This is a genomic window from Acidobacteriota bacterium (assembly GCA_016713675.1).
Taxonomy (GTDB): Bacteria; Acidobacteriota; Blastocatellia; order Pyrinomonadales; family Pyrinomonadaceae; genus OLB17.
Window position 1 is genome coordinate 1,539,942 of sequence record JADJOS010000001.1, and the last position, 21,328, is coordinate 1,561,269.

21 protein-coding genes are annotated in these 21,328 nt (G+C 53.0%); 14 read left to right on the forward strand and 7 right to left on the reverse strand.

The annotated features are described in order from the left end of the window. Positions 1 to 90 precede the first annotated feature (90 nt). The 3 genes from IPK01_06985 to IPK01_06995 are packed head-to-tail and all read left to right on the forward strand — an operon-like array spanning position 91 to position 1,811. Positions 91 to 297, forward strand: a complete 207-nt coding sequence (locus IPK01_06985; protein MBK7933238.1) for a DNA gyrase inhibitor YacG — start codon at positions 91 to 93, stop codon at positions 295 to 297. Continuing rightward, positions 294 to 560 carry a hypothetical protein gene (locus IPK01_06990; GenBank protein ID MBK7933239.1) on the forward strand — a complete coding sequence of 89 codons (267 nt, stop codon included), beginning with the start codon at positions 294 to 296 and terminating at the stop codon, positions 558 to 560. The genes IPK01_06985 and IPK01_06990 overlap by 4 nt, the downstream gene beginning before the upstream one ends. Positions 561 to 620: 60 nt before the next feature. Beyond that, positions 621 to 1,811, forward strand: a complete 1,191-nt coding sequence (locus tag IPK01_06995; GenBank protein ID MBK7933240.1) for an MFS transporter — start codon at positions 621 to 623, stop codon at positions 1,809 to 1,811. A gap of 641 nt (positions 1,812 to 2,452) precedes the next feature. Here the strand turns inward: IPK01_06995 and IPK01_07000 are convergent. Beyond that, entirely contained in the window at positions 2,453 to 3,862 is a 1,410-nt protein-coding gene (locus IPK01_07000) for a M48 family metalloprotease (GenBank protein MBK7933241.1), read from the reverse strand. Positions 3,863 to 4,105: 243 nt separating this feature from the next. Here IPK01_07000 and phoU point away from each other — a divergent pair, with 243 nt between their 5' ends. From phoU to IPK01_07015, 3 genes are all read left to right on the forward strand, one after another. Further along, positions 4,106 to 4,846, forward strand: a complete 741-nt coding sequence (gene phoU, locus IPK01_07005) for a phosphate signaling complex protein PhoU (GenBank protein ID MBK7933242.1) — start codon at positions 4,106 to 4,108, stop codon at positions 4,844 to 4,846. 72 nt (positions 4,847 to 4,918) lie between these two features. After that, positions 4,919 to 5,536 (forward strand): DUF47 domain-containing protein, encoded by a 618-nt coding sequence (locus IPK01_07010; GenBank protein MBK7933243.1) that lies wholly within the window; start codon positions 4,919 to 4,921, stop codon positions 5,534 to 5,536. Between the two features lie 9 nt (positions 5,537 to 5,545). Continuing rightward, the gene (locus IPK01_07015; protein ID MBK7933244.1) at positions 5,546 to 6,622 is read left to right on the forward strand and encodes an inorganic phosphate transporter; all 1,077 of its coding nucleotides are present in this window, start codon (positions 5,546 to 5,548) and stop codon (positions 6,620 to 6,622) included. A 4-nt stretch (positions 6,623 to 6,626) separates the two neighbouring features. Here IPK01_07015 and IPK01_07020 read toward each other — a convergent pair whose 3' ends face one another. From IPK01_07020 to IPK01_07045, 6 genes are read right to left on the reverse strand one after another with little or no spacing between them, the layout of a single operon-like run. After that, positions 6,627 to 7,604, reverse strand: coding sequence for a permease (locus IPK01_07020; GenBank protein ID MBK7933245.1), 978 nt, complete (start codon positions 7,602 to 7,604; stop codon positions 6,627 to 6,629). Between the two features lie 3 nt (positions 7,605 to 7,607). After that, positions 7,608 to 7,841, reverse strand: coding sequence for a TM0996/MTH895 family glutaredoxin-like protein (locus IPK01_07025; protein ID MBK7933246.1), 234 nt, complete (start codon positions 7,839 to 7,841; stop codon positions 7,608 to 7,610). A 9-nt stretch (positions 7,842 to 7,850) separates the two neighbouring features. Beyond that, the gene (locus IPK01_07030; protein MBK7933247.1) at positions 7,851 to 8,285 is read right to left on the reverse strand and encodes an OsmC family protein; all 435 of its coding nucleotides are present in this window, start codon (positions 8,283 to 8,285) and stop codon (positions 7,851 to 7,853) included. 8 nt (positions 8,286 to 8,293) lie between these two features. Further along, positions 8,294 to 9,043 (reverse strand): ABC transporter ATP-binding protein, encoded by a 750-nt coding sequence (locus tag IPK01_07035; GenBank protein MBK7933248.1) that lies wholly within the window; start codon positions 9,041 to 9,043, stop codon positions 8,294 to 8,296. A gap of 54 nt (positions 9,044 to 9,097) precedes the next feature. Further along, the gene (locus IPK01_07040) at positions 9,098 to 10,360 is read right to left on the reverse strand and encodes an ABC transporter permease (GenBank protein MBK7933249.1); all 1,263 of its coding nucleotides are present in this window, start codon (positions 10,358 to 10,360) and stop codon (positions 9,098 to 9,100) included. A 6-nt stretch (positions 10,361 to 10,366) separates the two neighbouring features. Beyond that, positions 10,367 to 11,854 carry an efflux RND transporter periplasmic adaptor subunit gene (locus tag IPK01_07045; GenBank protein ID MBK7933250.1) on the reverse strand — a complete coding sequence of 496 codons (1,488 nt, stop codon included), beginning with the start codon at positions 11,852 to 11,854 and terminating at the stop codon, positions 10,367 to 10,369. A 238-nt stretch (positions 11,855 to 12,092) separates the two neighbouring features. On the opposite strand from IPK01_07045, the gene IPK01_07050 reads away from it, so the two are divergent. From IPK01_07050 to lon, 8 genes are all read left to right on the forward strand, one after another. Next, complete coding sequence (locus tag IPK01_07050; GenBank protein ID MBK7933251.1) at positions 12,093 to 12,260, forward strand: hypothetical protein; 168 nt, start codon at positions 12,093 to 12,095, stop codon at positions 12,258 to 12,260. 565 nt (positions 12,261 to 12,825) lie between these two features. Beyond that, positions 12,826 to 14,667 (forward strand): PepSY domain-containing protein, encoded by a 1,842-nt coding sequence (locus tag IPK01_07055; protein MBK7933252.1) that lies wholly within the window; start codon positions 12,826 to 12,828, stop codon positions 14,665 to 14,667. Positions 14,668 to 14,738: 71 nt separating this feature from the next. Beyond that, on the forward strand, positions 14,739 to 15,857 hold the full coding sequence (gene nadA, locus IPK01_07060; GenBank protein MBK7933253.1) for a quinolinate synthase NadA: 1,119 nt from the start codon (positions 14,739 to 14,741) through the stop codon (positions 15,855 to 15,857). Positions 15,858 to 15,866: 9 nt separating this feature from the next. Then, positions 15,867 to 16,934, forward strand: a complete 1,068-nt coding sequence (locus tag IPK01_07065) for a GNAT family N-acetyltransferase (GenBank protein MBK7933254.1) — start codon at positions 15,867 to 15,869, stop codon at positions 16,932 to 16,934. 17 nt (positions 16,935 to 16,951) lie between these two features. Beyond that, the gene (locus IPK01_07070) at positions 16,952 to 17,665 is read left to right on the forward strand and encodes a polysaccharide deacetylase family protein (GenBank protein MBK7933255.1); all 714 of its coding nucleotides are present in this window, start codon (positions 16,952 to 16,954) and stop codon (positions 17,663 to 17,665) included. A gap of 137 nt (positions 17,666 to 17,802) precedes the next feature. Then, the gene (locus IPK01_07075) at positions 17,803 to 18,270 is read left to right on the forward strand and encodes a CBS domain-containing protein (GenBank protein ID MBK7933256.1); all 468 of its coding nucleotides are present in this window, start codon (positions 17,803 to 17,805) and stop codon (positions 18,268 to 18,270) included. Positions 18,271 to 18,356: 86 nt separating this feature from the next. Further along, positions 18,357 to 18,701, forward strand: a complete 345-nt coding sequence (locus IPK01_07080; GenBank protein MBK7933257.1) for an Hsp20/alpha crystallin family protein — start codon at positions 18,357 to 18,359, stop codon at positions 18,699 to 18,701. A gap of 60 nt (positions 18,702 to 18,761) precedes the next feature. Further along, positions 18,762 to 21,143, forward strand: coding sequence for an endopeptidase La (lon, locus tag IPK01_07085; GenBank protein ID MBK7933258.1), 2,382 nt, complete (start codon positions 18,762 to 18,764; stop codon positions 21,141 to 21,143). Positions 21,144 to 21,328 lie beyond the last annotated feature (185 nt).

Below are 21,328 nucleotides of genomic sequence, written 5' to 3' on the forward strand. Positions count from 1 at the left end.
GTTCGCTCATAATCATCAAGGCTATCATTACACCGATGAGCGGCCGATTCAATAGATTTTTGCGATAAATTTGGTATTCTTACTTCTCATATGCCACAAGTTAAATGCCCCAATTGCGGTAAGGAAGTAGAATTCAGCGGTAACGAATTTAGGCCGTTTTGCTCTGAACGTTGCAAGCTCCTGGATTTTGGAGCATGGGCTGACGGTGATTACAGTCTCCCGGCGGAAACCGCCGATCTTTCGGACGAAGACATAGACGCGATCGAAAAAGCGTTTGAGGAAAGTGAACAGGTATGATCAACTCTGGCGTTCTATTGGATGTTGCCTCGCCGCTGGGCGGCGGGATCGGTGCGATAGCCGGTGTAGTGTTTCTGCTGATCTGTCTCGCAGCCGCATACATTGCTTTTCGATTGCTCAAAAAGTCGGTAAAAATGGCGTTTCGTTTGATCATAGTCGGGATCATTATCTTGATCGCGATCGCCGGCAGTGTTTCATTTTGGTGGCTGGGCACGAGCAAATCGCCGCGTCCGGCACCTCCTCGCACGAACCAAACACGATAGCAGCCGATGGAGAACCCAGACCCTTCTATCAAAGCGACCGGCTGGCGGCGATACGTAAGCATGCCGCGAAATGTGGTGGCGCTTAGCGTCGTCAGCCTGCTCAACGATACGTCGAGCGAGATAATCTATCCGCTGCTGCCCGCTTTTTTGGCTCTTGCGCTCGGAGCTTCACCGTTTGCGATCGGCCTCATCGAGGGTTTTGCCGAATCCGTTGCAAGCCTTCTCAAACTATTTTCCGGCTATTTAAGTGACCGTTTCGGCACACGAAAACTGCCTGTGTTCTTTGGATATTCGCTCGCTGCGATCATGCGGCCATTCCTCGCGTTCGTTACGAGTTGGCCGCAGGTGCTGGTGGTTCGAATGACCGACCGCATCGGCAAGGGGATCCGAGGAGCTCCGCGTGACGCACTGATCGCCGACAGTGTGCACCCTAGCGAACGCGGATTTGCCTTTGGGTTCAATCGAGCTGCCGATCATTTGGGAGCGGTCTTTGGACCAATAGCGGCCTTCGTATTGCTGATGATCTTTGCTGTCGATACTCAGAATCCGACACTTAGGGAATATCAGCAGGTCTTTCTTTTCGCTTCGGTCCCGGTCGTGATCGGATTGTTCGTGATCGGTTTTTTTGTTAATGAAACGGCAAAGACGGCCGACACTCCGAAGGCACCTCTCAAACTCTCTCTCGCCGGTTTTGACGGCAACTTCAAACGATATCTCGTCGTCGTAGCCGTATTTACATTGTCTAATTCGACTGATGCGTTCCTGCTTCTTCGGGCGACGGAGGCCGGAATATCGCCTGCAGTGCTGCCGCTGCTTTGGATGACGCTGCATTTCAGTAAGGTAGTCTTTTCGCTTGTCGGCGGCGGTCTTTCGGATCGTTTTGGGCGAAAGCAGCTCATTATTGCGGGCTGGCTGGTGTATGCAGCTGTCTATGCGGGCTTTTCTTTCGTAAGTGCGCCATGGCAGTGTTGGGCGCTTTTCATTGTGTATGGTGCGTACTTTGGAATGACCGAGGGCGTCGAAAAAGCCTTTGTCGCGGACATGGTCCCGGCGGACAAGCGCGGAACTGCCTACGGCCTGTACAATCTGGCGTTCGGCATCACAGTGTTTCCGGCATCGTTGTTGTTTGGGCTCCTATGGAGTGAGTTCGGTGTGGCGGCAGCGTTTTTGACCAGTGCGGGCGTGTCGATCATCGCTATTTTTATGCTAATGACGATCCGTTCCGAGAATGCGGAACAGACGGGACATTGAGATGGTTTCTTGCGGAATTTGCGCGTTTTTGGGGAAGACCAAACGTGTATTTTTCACCTCACGTTCAAATTGTGGTACGTACCACAATTTTATCAACAAAATTGATGAAAATGTTGAAAAAACGCGTTCTGCCACAGTTTTTAAGGGGGTCAGCGACAGTGTTTTAGGGGGCTTGCGACAGTAAAAAACAGGGTCAGCGACAAAAAAAAAGACCCCCGGCGACAATCCATTTTGGACGAATCAAAACTGTCGCTGGCCACTCCGCTGAAAGAATTGGTGCCATAAGCGCGTTCTGCCTCTCTCCGACCATTACGACCAAAATGATGAGATTGACCGTGCCGATGATAATGATGATCATCGGCTCATAGATCTCAGTTTGTCCTTGGAAAACGGGAAAATGTCTACACTCCAAACTCCCGCGAACCGACGAGATCGACCGAACCGGTCATTCCGACTACCGCTGATCACCACGACAAAGCCATCACCGCCCAAATTGCCGCCTAAAAGCCGTCCGGTGTCGAGTGCATTTTCGAGGTGCGTCGGAGGAAAATTCGCCACAGATCTCACGCATAAAAACGGATCAGAAAAGAATGTCTGATCCGTTTTTATACTTGTGATCTGTGGCTATATTCGTTAGCGGATCATTCGTTGAATCTGATCGAATTGATCATATTCCGAAATGCGTTCGAGTAGGCACTTGATTCGGCTTCAGGGGCGACGGTGGCGACGTAAAATAGCTCGCCGCTGTTGAGCATCGTCGTATAGATGGTGACGATCTCGACGCGGTTCGTTACGGGCGAACGCCCCGACAGAGCGATCGATGCGCCGCGACGGCCGCCGAGATATGTGTTCTGGTAGCCGGTCCGCTTGCTCAGATACGAATTGCCCTGGAGAATGCCGTTGATGTAGGCCTCTGTATCCCGCGAGAGTTCGCGGTTCTGGCCGCGGTACAGACCGATCATCGCACCGCGGGTGATGCCTTGATCGCCGTATGCACCTTCGGGAGCAAATTGGACATCATCCTGCGATGAGAATTCACGCCAGTTATTCGGCACATTCAATTGGACCCAGTTTCCGCCCGTGTAGGTTCGGACGCGAGTTGACGGATATGCGACATTTGCCGTGTAACGGCCATTTGCCGTTGGACTGGTGGTGGTGTCTCCGCCTCCGCCTCCGCTCTTTTCGATCTCGGCCATTGTCCGTGCCTTCGGCATAGCACGGAGCTTTGCCTGGATGCGTTCAAAGTCGCGAGTGATCTTGATCGGATCCTGCGAAACCGGCAGCAACGTCGCCTCGCGGTTGATGTTTTCGTAGCGGTTGCCCGGATCGGGATGGCTGCTGATCCATTCCGGCGCGCCGCCGCCGTTCCGTTCACCTGCGATCGTACGGAACATATTCGCGAGATCCCTTGGGTCGTAGCCCGCGTCAGCCATGATGTGCGAACCGAGGACGTCGGCCTGTGTTTCGTAATTGCGGCTGTATTTGGTCATCCATGCCGCGGCACCGAGCATCCCGAGCTGTGCACCGGCCTCGCCGCCAAGTACGGCACCGCCGAGGATCATCCCCAACATTCCTAGCTGATTTGTGACACTGCCTTGTTTTGTTGCTTGAGCGGTGGCGTGACGAAGGGCGACGTGGCTGATCTCGTGGGCCATGACGCCGGCCATCTCGCCTTCGTTCCTGGCGGCCTCGATCATGCCGCGGTTGACGTACATCGGCCCGCCGGGCAATGCAAAGGCGTTGATATCGCTCGCGTTGACGATCTTAAATCGGTAGTTGAAACTCGTTTGCCGATACTCGACCGGTATTGCGTTAACGAGCCTTGCACCTACACGTTCGACATAACGCGTGGCCTCGGCGTCGTTCAGGATCGGAAACTTTTTCTCGACCTCGGCCGAGGTCTGAGCTCCAAGCTTCACGTCGTCAGCTACCTTGTACTTGTTCTTCGGCGTCTCGATCCGAGTCTGCGAAAGGGCCGTGAGCGGCAGCATCCAGACAGTCAACAACAGGACCGAAGCCGATAATCTTTTTCCGATAAGCAGTTTATTCATAATCCACTCCACGATAGCTGAGATGTAAATATTCTTAGCGTTATTCTATCAACAGATCCAGCCGGACGCGACTAAGATGAGACGCACACCCCCAAGCGTTCGCCACAAAAACAGGTGACAAAGATTAACGAAATGTTAACAAGATGTTACAAACCAGATCTCCAAAACCAGGCAACTCGGAAAGTTAAGTATAATGTAATCCGACCCGATGACTGCTTTGAACTATAATCGGTTGAGCACATTATGAGCGAACACGCGTCGCCTCACGCCACATCGACGGGCCAATGGCCGCCTTTTTCGAGCAGTTACGGTTCGCGTGAAATGGAAGATATGAAGATCGAGTCGCAGCTGGATCTGCTGCGCGACAAAATTTTATTGCTTGGCGGCAAGACCGAGGACGCTGTTCACCGGGCGATGCGGTCACTGACCGAACGAAACAGTGAGCTGGCTAAGTTGGTCAGCGAAGAGGACGAATTGATCGATCAGATGGAGCTCGAGATCGATCAGCTCAGCATTGAGATATTGGGTTTGCAGCGGCCGACCGAGCACGATCTGAGATTGGTGGTCTCCGTGGCCAAGATCACGCCGATACTCGAACGTATCGCCGATCATGCGTCGAGCATCGCTGATGCGGCCGTCATTCTCAATAACGAACCGCAGATCGGGAACTACATCGATTTTTCGTTGATGGCCGATATTGCAGCAACGATGCTGCATGAGGCTCTTGATGCGTTCACATCCGAAGACGCGATGGCGTCGCGTGAGATCATCGCCCGCGACCAGCAGCTGGATAAATGTTACGGGCGTGTGTTCGACGAGCTATTGGCTCTGATGATCGAAAATCCGGCCGCCGCAAACGGCGCGGCCCGCCTTCTTTTCGTTGCCAAACACATTGAACGGATCGGGGATTATGTAAAAGACATTTGCGAATTGAACGTCTATCTTCGCGAAGCAGTTTTTATCAAACACGGCGCCAACAGCTAGTGGACATAAGTGTTATGTTCAAATATATTTATGTTCTCGTTTTACAATTTAGGTTACCGGAGAAAAAATAAAATGGCTTTTAGCTTTTTGCCGAAAGAAGACCACTATTTTGCGTTATTTTCGCAAATGACCGTAAAGATCCAAGAGGCAGCCCGCCTTTTGGTCGAACTGCTGCAGGGCTCGGATGAGAATTTTGACGCATTGTCGAAAAAGATCAAAAGCGTCGAACACGAGTGCGACGAGATCAACCACAGCGTCACTACCAAACTCAACAAATCGTTCATCACACCGTTCGACCGCGAAGATATATACACGCTGTCAGTCGCTCTCGATGACGTATGTGATTACATCGATGCGGCGGCTCGGGCGGTGGTGATGTATGACATTCACGAGTCCGACCCATTTGCAGTGGAGCTTGCCGTGGTCCTTGAAAAACAAGCGGCGGAGATCCACGGTGCGGTCTCGCATCTCAAAACAGCCAAGGGAATGGAGCAAAATCTGCTTGAGATCCAGCGGCTCGAGAATGATGCGGACGAGGTCTATTTCCGGGCGATGGCGGCACTCTTTAAGAATTCGGATGCCGTAAAGATCATCAAGTGGAAAGAACTCTACGAGATCCTTGAGAACGGCACTGACCGCTGCGAGAGCGTTGGCAACATCATCGAAAGCATCGTACTGAAGCACAACTAAGGCGCAACTATGGACGCAAACACAGTTTCCTTTGGATTGGTTGTCCTTATCATTGCTGTCGCTTTGATATTCGACTACGTGAACGGGTTTCATGATGCGGCAAATTCGATCGCGACCGTGGTCGCGACGCGCGTGCTTTCGCCGGGCGTTGCGGTCGCTTGGGCTGCATTTTTTAACTTCATCGCCTTTCTTGTATTTGGTACCGCGGTCGCAAAAACGATCGGCGGCGACATGGTCAATATCGCCGTTATTCCGCAGGGCGACCAGTTATTTGTGCTGCTCGCGGCGGTGTTAGGCGCGACGATCTGGAACCTCATTACGTGGTATTTGGGGCTTCCGACCTCCAGTTCGCATGCACTTGTCGGTGCCTACGCAGGCGGAGCGATCTCGTCGTACATATACTATTTTGGTTTCAACAGCGTTGAGACGGTATTAAAAGCCGAAGGTTGGATCAAGACACTGAGCTTTATCGTCCTCTCGCCGCTGATCGGAATGACGCTCGGCTTCATTTTGATGGTGAGCGTATATTGGATATTCCATCGATTTTCGCTGCACAAGGTAGACCGAGGGTTTCGTGTCGGCCAGCTTTTCTCAGCTGCGGCATACTCACTCGGGCACGGCGGCAACGACGCTCAAAAGACAATGGGCATTATCACTATCGTATTGGTGTCAGGCGGCTATTTGCAGATGACCGCTGCCGGCAAACTTCCCGAGATACCGCTGTGGGTCGTTTTGGCTGCTCACGCGGCGATCGGCCTGGGCACATTGTCCGGTGGTTGGCGGATCGTTAAGACGATGGGCACTAAGATCGTCAAACTGCAGCCTGTCGGCGGATTCTGTGCCGAAACGGCCGGAGCTCTGACATTATTTGGTGCGACGGCGGCCGGTATCCCGGTCTCGACGACACATACGATCACCGGTTCGATCGTCGGCGTCGGTTCTGCGAAACGATTTTCGGCAGTCAAATGGGGCGTCGCCGGACGCATCGTCTGGGCTTGGGTGCTGACCATCCCGATGGCGGCCCTGATCGCGGCTCTTTCTTACGGGATCATTTTGGTCATCGAAAAACTGCTCGGCATGAAATAAAGGCTCACAATATCCAATTGAACAAATAACCCGAGAAGATGATACAGGCGGTGACTATACCGAAAAAGATGGCGATCAATTTGATCGTCATCACTTTTTTGAGGAGCATCGCTTCCGGAATAGAAAGTCCAACAACAGCCATCATAAAGGCGAGCGAAGTTCCGATCGGTATGCCCTTGCTGACGAACACCTGAATTACCGGGACAATGCCGGTCGCATTTGCGTACATCGGGACACCGATAACAACTGCAAGCGGAACGGCATACCATGTGTCCTTGCCGATGTATGCCTCAAAGAAACCTTCGGGAATATAGCCGTGCATCGCCGCACCGATAGCGATACCGATGATAATGTAGGGCGTAACACTTTTGACGATGCCGAGGGCCTCGCGAGCGATCGACGGCAGGCGTTCGACAAAGGTCTTATGTTCGGCAACAAATGCTTCGCGGTCGGCTTCGGCCTCTTCCCATAGTTTATGTACCCAATCGGTCAGGAGATGTTCGAGCTTTAGCCTGTCCATTACGATGCCGCTGACAACGCCCAGCGTTATTCCTGTCACGACATAGATAACTGTCGTTTTAAGCCCAAATGAACCGAGCAGCACCGCGACCGCGACCTCATTGACAAGCGGCGAGGTCACGAGAAACGCGAACGTCACACCGAGCGGAATACCGCCGCGGACAAATCCGATAAACAGCGGCACAGACGAGCACGAGCAGAACGGCGTCGCAGCTCCGAACGAAGACGCCAGCAGGTATTCGCCGCCGTAAAGTTTGTTTCGGGAAAGGAATGAGCGGATGCGTTCGATCGGGAAGTAGGCGTTGACGATGCCCATTACGAGCGTGATCAGAAAGAGAAGGATTATGATCTTTATCGTGTCATAGACAAAGAAATTGAGAGCGTCGCCGAGGTGCGAACCCTTATCAACGCCGATCAGGCTGTATATCAGCCAATCCGCGAATGATTGCACCCAGTCGAACATCGCTTATGCGAGCATCGCCCGGACCTCATCCTTTGACGGCACTTTGCCCGTCATCTTTACCGCACCGTCGAGCACGACAGCCGGAGTCGACATAATGTCATACTCCATTATCTTCTGAATGTCTTCGACCTTTTCGATATTGGCCTCAATTCCCATATCGCTGAGCGTCTCGCGAATGACCGCTTCGGTCTGTTTGCATTTGGCACATCCCGTGCCGAGTATTTTTATCGTTTTCATATCTTAACACTACACCTGCGTCGCGATTCCCGAAGTGCGCCGCATCACACCGGTGAGGCTCGTACCCGGAGCGACCGTATTGAATACCGTGCCGAATTTCTTCACATTGTCATGAAGCAGCTCTAACCGGTGGTCCGGCTCGTCGGTGTCGACAAGTATCTCGTAAGTAATGGACTCCAATTTTGGCGGAACGTCCTGTCTAACGCCCTTGATACGAACCGTCACACCACGGAGCGAAAACTTGAGTATCGGCGTCACTCGTTCGATACCCTTGATCATGCACGCCGTGATGGCCGCGAGCAGCAGCTCAGCGGGGTTGAATGCGTCGGGATTCCCGGCCATGTCGGTGTCGAGGCGTATCTCGGCAGATTTACAACGCGCAAGACTGCCGTGTTCGTCAACACGAGCAGATTCAACATAAAACTGCATTTTGCTATTGTTCATATAGCTTCTTACGAATTCTGCAAATTTGTATTTGCACTCACGATACTCATCCTTCGGAGATGCTCATCTTTGCTTATTTCGGCAATATTTCCATCCTGGATCAATAATATTCGATCAGCAGCCTGAGCCAGACGATCGTCGTGCGTGATCATGACGAATGCGACACCGCTTTCCCGGTTCATCTCCCTCATCATCTCGAAAACCTCGGCACCGGAATGGCTGTCGAGATTTCCCGTCGGCTCGTCCGCGAGCACTATCTTTGGCGAATTCGCCAATGCCCTGACGATCGCACACCGCTGATTCTGTCCGCCGCTCATTTCATCAGGATGTTTATTGGTTTGGTCGCCTAACCCGACCCGCTTGAGCAACCCCAAAACCATATCGCGTTCTTCGTCCGAAGCCTCGCCTTTACGGATCGTTATCGGCATCAAGGCATTTTCGAGGCATGTAAATTCGTCAAGCAGGTAGTGTGCCTGAAAAATGAAGCCAACCTCATCGCTTCTAAGCCGGGCCAGGCCGTCATCGTCCAGAGTTGAAATATCGACACCGTTGATCAACACCGTTCCGCCGGTCGGAACATCAAGAGCGCCCAGAATATTGAGCAGCGTGGATTTGCCGCTGCCTGACTGGCCGACGATCGCCACAAATTCGCGTGCCCGGATCTCGATGTCCAAACCGAAAAGCACCGGCACATCGATCTTGCCGAAGTACGTTTTTTTCAGCCCACGCGTTTCTATAACGATCGGAGCTTCCGTCATTGATCGCTCGTCTGTCGCCTGTGTGCCGGTTGAACTGCTCATTTTGCGTGTGTCCTATCGCATCACGTCGACCGGATTGAGTTTGGCGGCCCGCCGTGCAGGCAGAACTGCGGCGATCACGGTCGTGATGATCGCTGCAAGCATAGCAAGTCCGATGTACATCGGAATGATCTTGACCGGAAAGAGAGCGAGCGGTTCCTGTCCGGCCACAGCCGGCCTGGTCGGCAAACTGATCAGGTAAGCAATCGTCGTGCCCACAACCGCTCCGACCGAACTGCCGATGATCGCAACGCCCAACCCCTGAAACACGAATACTGTCGATATTTGAGATCGCCGGGCTCCCATGCTTTTCAGGATCCCGATCTCAGAGGATTTCTGAAGTACCGAAACAATAAGAACCGAGGCGATCGCAAACGCTGATGCGATCAGGCTAAATGCGGAGATCAAATACGCCGATATACCCATCATCTGCATATTGGTCAGATTTCGGGAATAGTCACGCGTCCACGGCCGGGCTTCATATTTTGTTAATGCCATGATCGTGTTCGATAGTTCTTCGACCTCGTAAATTTCATTTACCTTTATGTATATGATGTTTACCGAGGTACCGAGACCAAAAAGACTCTGTGCATTACGGAGTGTTACATACGCACTCCCGCGGCCCTGACCTCGATTGTAGATGCCCGCAATCGTGAATGAATCGGCTTGATTCGAGCTTGATGTAAGCCTTATTCGTTCGCCGACCGTGACATTCAGATCCTTTGCAAGCTCCGTATCAATGACGATCTCGTCGCTGCTCAAGCTCTTGTATCTGCCGCTGACCAGATCCCTTGTGATCGGCGTAATGACATCCAAAAGCTCGGGATCGGCCCCGACTACCGAAACCCCGACGGGATTTGCGCCCTTCGAGGCAAACCCCTGGCCGTTTACGACTGCGGCGACTCCACTAACATTAGGCAGTCCTCTGAGCATGGTCACCACCTCGTCCCAGTTGTCAATGAACTTGAGTTGTGACGCGGATACTTCGATTCGGCTCGATGTAGGACTTTCGGGGATCTCAAGAGGCTTCGGTTTTGGATCTTCGACCTGGACCGTGACGTGAGGGATCGACTCCGTTAACAGAACAGACATCATGTTCTGCAGCCCGAAGATAAGGGAAGTGATAAATATGACGATTATTACACCTGTTGCAACGGCGCTTATCGTCAACAGTGTCTGCAGGCCACCTGAAAACAGATGCCGCACCGCGAGACGAAACTCGAAGCGGTACGCCTTTGGGATCAAGGCCGAAATAACGATGTCGCCGAATGCACTCATGACAAGTCACCTCGCCTGCACGCGATCTCCCACCTTTATATTCGTGGGGACGGCGATAATTCGATCATTAGCTTCGAGTCCCGAGATCACAGGCACACCGTCCTTTGTTGGCAGACGTGTAACGACCGGCTTCTGGGCCGCTTTACCGTCAACGATGATGAAGACCACCGTTTCGTCGCCGATCCTAATAGGAGCGGTCTCGGGAATCAATAGACGGCTGACGCCTTTTGCCGTAATAATATTTACGTTGATCGTCTGGCCCGGCCGAAGCCAATCTGGCGGGTTATCGGGTATCACCTTTATCGTTATCGTGCCGCGAACCTGATCGACCGCTGCTCCGAGTTCGGAAACTACGCCGCGGAAGCTATTCTCTGAAAACGGGTCGGACGAGATAACCGCTTCTTGTCCGACTTTCAAAGCGGAAAGGTTGCTTTCATCGACATCGATGCGAATTTCAGGCTCTACGCTGACCAGCGTAAGCACTCCGAGATTGCCAACGGACTGACCGGCCTCTGCGTTGACCTTTGTAACGGTCCCGGCGAATGGAGCCGTGACCGAGGCATTTCCGGCCTGCTCTTCGGCAACACTGAGTGCCCGCTCCGTTTCAGCAACACGACTTTGAGCCACTTTGATGTCTTCGTCTCTTGCTCCGCTTTGGATCGTGCGCAGCCGGGACTGTAGTACTCGCACATTGGCTTCCAGCGATCTAAGACTAGATTGAGCAGAGCGAACGTTGGCCCGCGATACCTCGATCGCTTGTTTCTGGGCTTCAACTCGCTTTTCGGCAACCTTTAGAATATTTGCATCACGATCATATTGAGAACGAGAAATGTCACCGCTTTTCACCAGTGAACTGCTTCGCTCGAGTTCCTTCGCCGCCAATTCCTTTTCAGATAATAATTGTTCAAGTACCGAACCGCCCTGGTTAACACTCTTTTCGGTCTGGGTGATGACGGACCGCTGCTGTTCGACCTGAGCGATCGCTTGATTGACCTGCTCAACGGCAGCATTGATATCGGAACCTAGGGCATCCCGCGATATCTGAGCCAATTGCGCACGAGCTGTGCTAACAGCGGATCGGGCCTGCGAGATCTGTGCTTCGGCGACGTCATTCTTTATTAAGGCCAATTGCTGGCCGCGGACAACGCTGTCACCCTCTTTCACATATAGTTTATTTACAATTCCCTGGAGTTGGGCTCCGACATTCGATTCGGTCTCGCCGCCGACTATTCCGCTGGCCGTGATCGTCTCGGTGATGGTCGCCTGTTTTGGTTCCACCAAGTCAACTGTTTTCGGCCGCCGCATAAACCAAACGACTGCGACGACGATCAAAACGAGAGCACCAAGGACTCCGAACCTGATTATCCATTTTTGACGATTTTGGGGGTTTTCGTGTTGATCGTGCGGCTCCACCTTGGGTTCCTGAATCTTGAGCAAGGAATCTTCGGTTGATTCTTTGCGAATATCGTCCCCGGTTGTGTGAATTGCAGTCATTCAACTCCATGTGGTATCAACACGCAATTAGATCTCATATTTTCCGACCAGAACTAGAAAAATTGTTTCGATCAAGTCTCATCCGGCCGATAAATCCTCATATCTTACATTACATCAGGCGGCACCGAACGTCAGTGAGCCTCATCACAATTGCGACTCTCTATCGACCGGGGCTCTTCATAATGAGATCCCGCTTGCCTTAAAACATCCAAAGTGACATCATTTTTCTTTGGAGAAAATGATGCCAGCAGTACTCGAAAAAGCACAGACATTTGAAGATTACCTTGTAATGCCCGATGCGGAGATCCATGAAAGGATCGAGTCAGCTCGAGGGGAATTGGGCAAACGTATCGTCATTCTCGGCCATCATTACCAGCGGCACGACGTGATCGCCATGCCGATCTGACGGGCGATTCGTATCAGATGTCGGCGTTGGCTCTGCAAATCGTTTTTCCGCCGCCAAATGGGGCATTGCCGGACTCATCGTCTGAGCATGGGTACTTACCATTCCGGCCGCCGCACTTATCGCGGCGTTGTCGTATGGTATTGCGCTGCTGTTCGAAAAGGCATTCGGCTACGCGTAGATCTGTCGGTTGCTTTGTTCTGGATCTGCAAGAGATTTGTTCACGATACGACATAGCTGCAAAATGCGAGGGTGTGTCGTTTTTCTTTTCTCAATTTTGGAACCAACAGTATATTGAAGAACTCAGTGATTTGTCGTATAACAATCCTATTGGCCAAATTCTTCGAACGTTCTGTTACAAATAGACATGAAAATAATCAGACGATCAGTGCTCGATCGCATTTGCGCAATATCAACATTGGCTCTCATAGCATCTTGCATTTTCGGGTTTGGATATTTTGTTGATCGAGCCGCTGCTCAAAAGCGGCCCACGGCTCTTCTAGACCACAAACCGAAACCATCTGAAAATCGCGAAATCAAATTAGCGGATGATCAGGACGTCTCAATAATGCGCGGGAACGCCAGGTGGTCGGCCAATTCCGGGCGACCGGTCGCGATATTCCAGGAGACATTTCTTTCGAAATCAGGTAATCCGGAGATGCAGGCGAGGCAGTATCTTTCAGCGAATCAATCGCTCTATGGATTGTCGCCCGAGGAGATCGCCGGCCTTCGTCTGCACTTCGTTCGATCCAGCGACGCGGGAACGGTTGTGCGGCTTCGGCAGATGTGGAAAGGGCTGCCGGTAAATAAAAATGCCGAGATCACCATACACATTAACAAGGCCAATGTCGTTGATCTCGTTATGAATGGTTACCGATATGGGATCGAGCTTGAGAATACAGATCCATCGATCTCAGCTGAAATTGCACGAGCGAAATTGGCGGATCACCTCGGTGCGCGAATTGACGCAGAAAGCACTGAAACCGAATTGATGGTGCTCAGGAATGGCGGACAGGACTACCTCGTTTATCGGGTTAATTTTGCTTCGGACTCTCCGGTTGGTGATTGGGAAGCGTTCGTTGATGCGAATACCGGCTCATTGATCAAGGTCGAAGACATCGCTTATTACAATCGCAGCAAGCACGAAAAAAGTCTGCGAAAGATTGCACCAAGACCGTTTTCCGTGATGGCGACCGGCACCGGAAATGTATTTGATCCCGATCCACTGACTACCGCAGTGGCTGCATACGGAGGAGCGTATGTCGATGGCAGCGACGCCAATGCGGCAGTACTGACCGCACAGCTCAAAAACCGGACGCTTAACGACATCACACTTAGTGCCGGTATATATTCGCTGACCGGCCCGTATGCCGAGATCAGAGATTTTGAAGCGCCATCCAAAGGCCTATTCACCCAGGCAAGCTCGACATTCAATTTTGACCGCAATGCCGACGCTTTTGAGGCGGTAAATTGTTATTACCACATCGACGCGTCGATGCGTTACCTCAATACGACGCTAGGTCTGAGCATCATGCCGTATCAGTATGCGGGCGGCGTTCGGGTGGATCCCTCGGGGTTGAGTGGAGCCGACAATTCGCATTACTTATCGGGTTCGGGCCAGTTAGCGTTTGGCGAGGGCGGCGTTGACGATGCCGAGGATGCCGATGTGATCATCCACGAACTCGGACACGGTATCCACGATTGGGTCACCGCGGGCGGACTTTCGCAGGTCAACGGCCTGAGCGAAGGCACCGGCGACTATTGGGCCGGTTCATATAGCCGTTCATTGGGTTACTGGTCCACGGGCGATCCTGCTTATCACTGGACGTTCAATTGGGATGGGCATAACCCGTTTTGGGGCGGGCGAATTCTCAATTACGGTTCGACATATCCCGGCGGGCTAACCGGGGCAATTCACACCGACGGCCAGATCTGGGCCACAGCGAATATGAAGATCTGGGACGACATCGGTGCATTGAAAGCGGACAAAGCATTTTGGAGCGGCCTCGACCTGACGAACTCGACTACGAATCAAAACGATGCCGCCAATGCCGTCTATACGGCGTCGGCTACGCTTGGTTATACGGCACCGCAGCGTATTGCGATGCAAAACCGCTACGCCGCTGCGGGTTATACGATGCCGGCACCGCCGACTGCCGCGGGCGTTAGCATCAGCGGACGCATATTGACGAACGACGGCCGCGGACTGCAGAACGCGGTGGTTACGATCACCAACGCTGCCGGAAATGTTACTTATGCGAGATCAAGCTCACTCGGATATTTCCGGTTTGACGAGATCGATTCGGGTCAGACGTACGTTATCTCGGTCGCATCAAAGCGATTTACGTTTGTGCCGCGGGTTGTAAATGTCACGGGAGATCTTTTCGAAGTTGACCTCATAGCACAGTAAACTAGCGCGGGGCGTTCGGTGCCCCGCTTGCCATACTCGGATTGAAGTGACATCATTTTTCTTTGGAGAAAATGATGCCAGCAGTACTCGAAAAAGCACAGACATTTGAAGATTACCTTGTAATGCCCGATGCGGAGATCCACGAACGGATCCAGGCGGCGCGTGAGGAATTGGGCAAGCGTGTCGTCATTCTCGGCCATCATTATCAGCGGGACGACGTGATCCGCCATGCCGATCTGACGGGCGACTCGTATCAGCTTTCGGTGATGGCTTCGAAGACAGAGGCTGAATTTATCGTGTTTTGCGGCGTGCATTTCATGGCCGAATCGGCCGACATTTTGGGTAAAGATCATCAGCACGTCATCCTGCCCGACCTCGGTGCTGGCTGCTCGATGGCAGACATGGCGAACATCGATCAGGTCGAGGACGCATGGGAGCAGCTCCGCGAGATCGGCGTGCTCGAGAATAAGGTCGCGCCCATCACGTACATGAATTCGACGGCCGCGATCAAAGCGTTCTGCGGCCGCAACGAAGGCGTCGTCTGCACATCGTCAAACGCGATACCGCTCTTCGATATCTATCTCAAGCAGTTCGACAAGATGTTCTTTTTCCCCGACCAGCATCTGGGGCGCAACACGGGCTCGAAGTTCGGCATTCCGCTCGAACAGATGATCCTCTGGAATCCGCACGAGGAACTCGGCGGCAATACCGCAGAGCAGTTGCACGCGGCGAAACTTATACTCTGGCGAGGACACTGCTCCGTCCACGGCCGTTTCAAGGCCTGGCATGTGGACAAGATCCGCGAAGACCATCCGGGAATGCAGGTCATTGTCCATCCCGAATGCCCGAAAGAGGTCGTCGATCTCGCCGATCTCGACGGCTCGACTTCGTTCATTATCAAAACGGTCGAAAACTCGCCCGCAGGCTCGAAATGGGCGATCGGCACTGAGGTCAATCTGGTCAAACGTCTGCAGGACAGATTTCCCGACAAAGAAATTCGCCTGCTTGCCCCCGACCTCTGCATGTGTGCGACGATGTACCGCATCGCACCGCAAAACCTTGCGTGGTCGATGGAAAACCTCATTGACGGCAACGTCGTTAATGAGATCATCGTCGATGACGAGACCAAACATTTCGCAAATATCGCCCTACAGCGAATGATCGATCTCACTGAGAAAAAGCCCGGATAACCGCTTTTGATGGAAAACGAAGTGCGAATCGAACAGATGACCTTGTCCGAACGTGACAAGGTTCTGTCGTTTTTGCACACCGCATATTCTGACAATCCGCGTCACAGTGAACCTGATTTTTGGGATTGGCATTTTCAAAAACTACCTCTTTCATCACCTGAGAATTTACCGGTCTGGCTAGCCAAAAGCGGTGAACGAATCGCCGGCCAACTGGCGGCAATTCCCGTCGAACTCAATGTTCGGGGCGAAACACGACCGGCGATCTGGATACTTGACCTCATTATCGATCCTGAATTCCGTCGAAGAGGCATAGCTCAAAGACTCGCTCAAGCGGCGCTCGAATTTTGCCCGTTCGTTCTCGGCATAAATACTGTCGAGCAGCACTCAACGGGCCTTCTGGTAAAGCAAGGGTTTAAGATGGTGACGGCTATTCCGCGCTTTCATAAACTGTTGTTTCCCGGCGAGGCATTTCGCGAGATCACAAAACTCGGGCCGCTGCGGCCGTTGATAAATACTTTGTTCGCACCGTTTCGCAGACGCCCGGACGGAGCGTCGCCGGTGATTCGCGTAGATGATCTCGACAGCGCGTTTGACGAGCTTTGGAGCCAGGCAAAGGGCCAGTGGCCTTGTTCAGTCTCTCGTTCGGCGGCGATGCTCGAATGGCAATTCAGGCAGCAGCCGAATAAGAATTACGAGATATTAGGACATTACGAAAACGGTAAATTGCTCGGTTACGCCGTTCTATTTTTCCGAAAACCCAATAAATACGGTGCCGTCGAAAAGGCCGCGATCAGCGATATCTGTTACGGGCCGCATGAACCGGAAAGGGTCGTGGATGAATTGATCGGAGCCTCTCTCGTACTTGCGATGGAGCGTCGGGCGGGCGGCCTGGTGACGGATACGCTAGATCAATTATTGCAGGAGCGGCTCAAGAGCTTTGGTTTTTGGCAAGTGAAAAGTGGGCTGCAGCTCCTAGCGAACGCGCCCGAAGATCAGGATCTGTTGTATGATGGCAGCAAGTGGTTTTTGACCCGCGGCGACTCGGATATCAGCATTTTTGAACATCCAAATGTCTGACGCGTAATGTTAAACGTGTGAAAATACCTGTACTCGCGTATCACAAGATCGACCTGCCGACCGCCGATGTTAAGATCCGCGGTGCTTATACCGCACCGAGGCGATTTGAAAAACAGGTGGCATATCTTAAGCGGCACGGATTCGAATTCTACTCGGCCACCGGGCTCGTTTCACTCTTTCTCGAGAACGGCCAAATTCCTGCAAACGCGATCTGTCTGACATTCGACGACGGCTGGAAAGACAACTACATTAACGCCTTTCCGATACTAAAAAAATACGGCGTGCCGGCCACGATCTTTCTTGTGCCGTCATGTATTGGCCGCACGACCGATCAAGTCACGGCCGCAGGCGAAGGCTCGCGCGAACATCTCGCGGCGGCCGATATACGTGAGATGTCAGCCCACGGCATTGAGTTTGGTTCGCACAGCATGAACCACAAGTTGTTTGACCGCATAACGCCGGATGAGATAGACAACGAGGTCTTCGAATCAAAGGCATACATCGAAAATCTGATCCAGCATGAATGCCGCACATTCGCCTATCCCGCGGGCTTTTTCAACGACCACGCTAAGGCTTCGATCAAAGACGCGGGATATCTGGCTGCTTTCTCGACCGTTTACGGCCGCGAAGATAGCGTCGATCTATTCGAACTGAACCGCACCGAGATCCTCCGTCGCGATAAATTCCCATTTCGCTTTGGACGAAAGATCAAGGATATCACTGGAAGATAAATTGCCGCGAAAAGGCATAAAAGACACAAAAGAAAAAAATTCTTTTTTGCGTCTTCTGTGCCTTTTCGGGGCCAATTCTCTTTTCCCTTGCTTTATTTCCGCACGTCGAACAAAATAACGGTACAGGAGTTTACACAATGAGCGAGGCTGACAAAGCGGCAATTTCACGTATGCGGTGCAGCGAAATAATGACGAAATCCGTCAAAACCGCCGCGAGTACAATGCCATTGCGCGAGGTGGCTGTAATGATGCGCGACGGCGACATGGGAGCCGTTCCGGTCGTTGACGAAGGCAAACTTATCGGTATAGTTACGGATCGCGACATCGTCGTTCGCTGCGTTGCAGAGGGCAAGGACGCCTCGGCGCCCGTTTCTGAGGCAATGACCACCGAGCTTTTCACCGTTGGTCCTGACGATTTCGCCTTCGAAGCGATCCGCCTCATGGGCGATAAACAGGTCCGCCGCATCCCGGTCGTGGGCGCTGATGGCGGACTTGCCGGCATCATTTCGATGGCCGACGTCGCCTTAGAGATGGAAGACGAACGCGAAATAGCCGAAACCTTGGAAGAGATCTCAAGCGGCGCGGCATTTTGGAGTAAGAACTAAAATCGGAAAACGGAAAGTGGAAAATTTCTGATACTTCATTTTCTACTTTCCGTTATCCATTCTCAATTGACCCAATGGCCAAATCAATGAATCGGCATTTTCAGTTTCTCGGCTCGTCCAAGACGGTGCAGTCGGGGCGGCTTTGGTATCCGGCGGCGGACGTTTACCAGACGCCCGATGGCTGGCTGGTCAAGGTCGAGCTTGCCGGCGTTTCGCCCGAGGACATCGAGATCGATATTCAGGGCAATGTGCTGTATATAGCCGGCTGCCGAAAAGACCGGTCATGTGCCGCCGGCGTGTCGTATCAGCAAATGGAGATCACGTACAGCAGCTTCGAAAAAACGCTAAACTTCCCCGGTTCGATCGAAGGAGCGACCATCGAACACGAATTTGAGAACGGCCTGCTCATCATCAATCTGCGCAAGAAGTAACAGCACAAGGAACTTATGGCTGACGAAACAACTACAGAAAAAGCACCGCTGCCGCAGACGATGGAGATCGCGGTCTTGCCTTTGCAGAATACGACGCTGTTTCCTGAGACGGTCGTGCCGCTGGCGGTCGGGCGTGAGCGCTCGACGCGTGCGGTCGAGGCGGCTCTCGCGACCGAGGAAAAGCTGATCGCGTGCGTCACCACCAAGACCGAAAACGTCACCGGCGACGATGCCACTCCGACCGACCTTTACCAGGTCGGGACGATCGTCAATATCAAACGGATGATGCGAAACGAGGGCATCATGCAGCTCATCGTGCAGGGATTGGACCGTTTCGAGATAACTGAGTGGACGGGCGAACAGCCGTTTCTCAAGGCTAAGATCGCCATTCTGCCACCGCTGCAACGGATCGACGAAGAAGAGATCGAGGCGTTAAAACGCAATATTCAAGGCATGATACAGGAGGCGTTGGCGCTCTTGCCAAACGTGCCGCCCGAGATCCGCATGGCCGTTCTGTCTCAGGAAGATCCGGTGCAGCTCGCCTACTTTCTTGCCTCTGTTCTCGATCTCGGTGTCGAGACCGAGCAGAAAATGCTCGAATCCTCGACCGTTGACGGCCTCCTTACACTGACGCACGCGGCGCTCGCACGTGAGGTCGAGATCATGCAGATCCGCTCGAAGATCGCGACCGAGGCTCAGGGCGAGATGGACAAATCGCAGCGTGATTATGTGCTTCGCCAGCAGATGAAGGCGATTCAAAAGGAGCTCGGTGACGACGAGGACGGTGAAAAGGCCGAGGCCGCACAGATCCGTGAACGCCTCGAAAAGGCCGATCTTCCCGATGACGTGCGAAAAGAAGCGGAGCGTGAGCTAAAACGCATGGAAGCGTTGCCGCAAGCCGCCCCCGATTATCACGTCATCCGCACATATCTCGAGTACATCCTTGAACTGCCGTGGCGAACCGCGAGCGAAGAAAAACTCGATCTCAACGAAGCCCGCAAGGTGCTCGACGAAGACCACTACGGCCTCGACGATATCAAGGAACGCATCTTGGAGTCGCTCGCTGTCGTCAAACTGCGGCCGGATTCGAAAAGCCCGATCATCCTGTTCGTAGGCCCGCCGGGAGTAGGTAAAACTTCGCTCGGACGTTCGATCGCTCGTGCTCTGGGCAGGGAATTCGACCGGATAAGCCTGGGCGGAATGCGCGACGAGGCTGAGCTTCGCGGCCATCGGCGGACTTATGTCGGTGCGATGCCCGGACGAATCATCCAGTCGCTGCGTCGCGTCGCGGTAAACAACCCGGTGATGATGCTCGACGAGATCGACAAGCTGGGCAATGATTTTCGCGGCGATCCGGCTTCGGCGTTGCTCGAAATTCTCGATCCGGCGCAGAATAACACTTTCCGCGATAATTACATCGATCTGCCTTTTGATCTTTCTAAGGTTTTCTTCATCGCCACCGCGAATCAACTCGCTCCGATACCGATGCCGCTGCGTGACCGCATGGAGATAATCCAGCTCGCCGGGTACAGCGACCGAGAGAAACTAAACATCGCCAAGCAATATCTCATCCCGAGGCAGATAACCGAAAATGGCCTGACCGAGGAACAATTGACCATATCGGACGATGCGATCAACCTGATCACATCGCGTTACACTCGCGAGGCGGGCGTCCGGCAACTTGAACGAACTGTCGGCAATTTGGCACGAAAGGTAGCGCTAAAGGTCGCTCAAGGCCTGACCGACAAGGTCGCGATCACTGTGGAAGAGGTCAAAGGCTATCTAGGGCCGCCGCGTGTTTATCCCGAGGAAGCGAGAAAAGAGCTGCCGCCGGGCGTGGCGACCGGAATGGCGTGGACCGAAATGGGCGGCGAGGTCCTTTTTATCGAGGCGATGCTCCTGCCCGGCGGCAGCGGATTGACGCTGACCGGACAGCTCGGCGACGTGATGAAGGAATCGGCTCAGGCGGCCCGCAGCTATTTGTGGTCGCACGCTGCCGAATTCGGCATCGATCCTAACGTGATCAAGCAGAATGGCGTTCATATCCACGTTCCAGCCGGTTCGATCCCGAAAGACGGCCCAAGTGCCGGTGTGACAATGTCATCGGCCCTTGCGTCCGTTTATACAGGCCGCCGCGTTCGCAGCGATACGTCGATGACGGGCGAGATCACTCTTTCAGGACTTGTGTTCCCGGTCGGCGGCGTCAAGGAGAAAGTTCTCGCGGCACATCGGGCCGGAATACGACGCATCGTTATACCCGATCGAAACGAGGCTGATCTCGAGGACATTCCCGAGGATGTTCGCAAAGAACTGACCTTTATCCCTTGCGCATGGATCAGCGATGTACTCAAAGCAACATTGGAGCCGAACGTGACTTCTCCGCCGGCCGTTTTGCAGGAATACGGCCCGGAAGGACCGCCTCCGGCGAGTATTCACCTGTAAAAAGTCATTGAACCTTCCGGTTCGCCGATTTAACGGAAATGGCCGATAAACGGCCATTTCCGCATAAATAAATTCGCCAAAAACCGCTAAATATCCATTTTTACAGTAGAAACTTGGGTTTAAAAGGGTGTATGCTTAGAGGTTAGACGTTTTGACTGACGGCGTTCTGTTATGTTACCTGTTCC

Bases quoted from the DNA above. Each gene is read 5' to 3' on its own strand.
- IPK01_06990 (MBK7933239.1), top strand. From the start codon at position 294: ATGATCAACTCTGGCGTTCTATTGGATGTTGCCTCGCCGCTGGGCGGC.
- phoU (MBK7933242.1), top strand. From the start codon at position 4,106: ATGAGCGAACACGCGTCGCCTCACGCCACATCGACGGGCCAATGGCCG.
- IPK01_07040 (MBK7933249.1), bottom strand. From the start codon at position 10,360: ATGAGTGCATTCGGCGACATCGTTATTTCGGCCTTGATCCCAAAGGCG.
- IPK01_07030 (MBK7933247.1), bottom strand. From the start codon at position 8,285: ATGAACAATAGCAAAATGCAGTTTTATGTTGAATCTGCTCGTGTTGAC.
- IPK01_07050 (MBK7933251.1), top strand. From the start codon at position 12,093: ATGATGCCAGCAGTACTCGAAAAAGCACAGACATTTGAAGATTACCTT.
- IPK01_07045 (MBK7933250.1), bottom strand. From the start codon at position 11,854: ATGACTGCAATTCACACAACCGGGGACGATATTCGCAAAGAATCAACC.
- nadA (MBK7933253.1), top strand. From the start codon at position 14,739: ATGATGCCAGCAGTACTCGAAAAAGCACAGACATTTGAAGATTACCTT.
- IPK01_07015 (MBK7933244.1), top strand. From the start codon at position 5,546: ATGGACGCAAACACAGTTTCCTTTGGATTGGTTGTCCTTATCATTGCT.
- IPK01_06995 (MBK7933240.1), top strand. From the start codon at position 621: ATGCCGCGAAATGTGGTGGCGCTTAGCGTCGTCAGCCTGCTCAACGAT.
- IPK01_07025 (MBK7933246.1), bottom strand. From the start codon at position 7,841: ATGAAAACGATAAAAATACTCGGCACGGGATGTGCCAAATGCAAACAG.
- IPK01_07065 (MBK7933254.1), top strand. From the start codon at position 15,867: ATGGAAAACGAAGTGCGAATCGAACAGATGACCTTGTCCGAACGTGAC.
- IPK01_07020 (MBK7933245.1), bottom strand. From the start codon at position 7,604: ATGTTCGACTGGGTGCAATCATTCGCGGATTGGCTGATATACAGCCTG.
- IPK01_06985 (MBK7933238.1), top strand. From the start codon at position 91: ATGCCACAAGTTAAATGCCCCAATTGCGGTAAGGAAGTAGAATTCAGC.
- IPK01_07080 (MBK7933257.1), top strand. From the start codon at position 18,357: ATGAATCGGCATTTTCAGTTTCTCGGCTCGTCCAAGACGGTGCAGTCG.
- IPK01_07075 (MBK7933256.1), top strand. From the start codon at position 17,803: ATGAGCGAGGCTGACAAAGCGGCAATTTCACGTATGCGGTGCAGCGAA.
- IPK01_07000 (MBK7933241.1), bottom strand. From the start codon at position 3,862: ATGAATAAACTGCTTATCGGAAAAAGATTATCGGCTTCGGTCCTGTTG.
- IPK01_07010 (MBK7933243.1), top strand. From the start codon at position 4,919: ATGGCTTTTAGCTTTTTGCCGAAAGAAGACCACTATTTTGCGTTATTT.
- IPK01_07055 (MBK7933252.1), top strand. From the start codon at position 12,826: ATGCGCGGGAACGCCAGGTGGTCGGCCAATTCCGGGCGACCGGTCGCG.
- IPK01_07035 (MBK7933248.1), bottom strand. From the start codon at position 9,043: ATGACGGAAGCTCCGATCGTTATAGAAACGCGTGGGCTGAAAAAAACG.
- lon (MBK7933258.1), top strand. From the start codon at position 18,762: ATGGAGATCGCGGTCTTGCCTTTGCAGAATACGACGCTGTTTCCTGAG.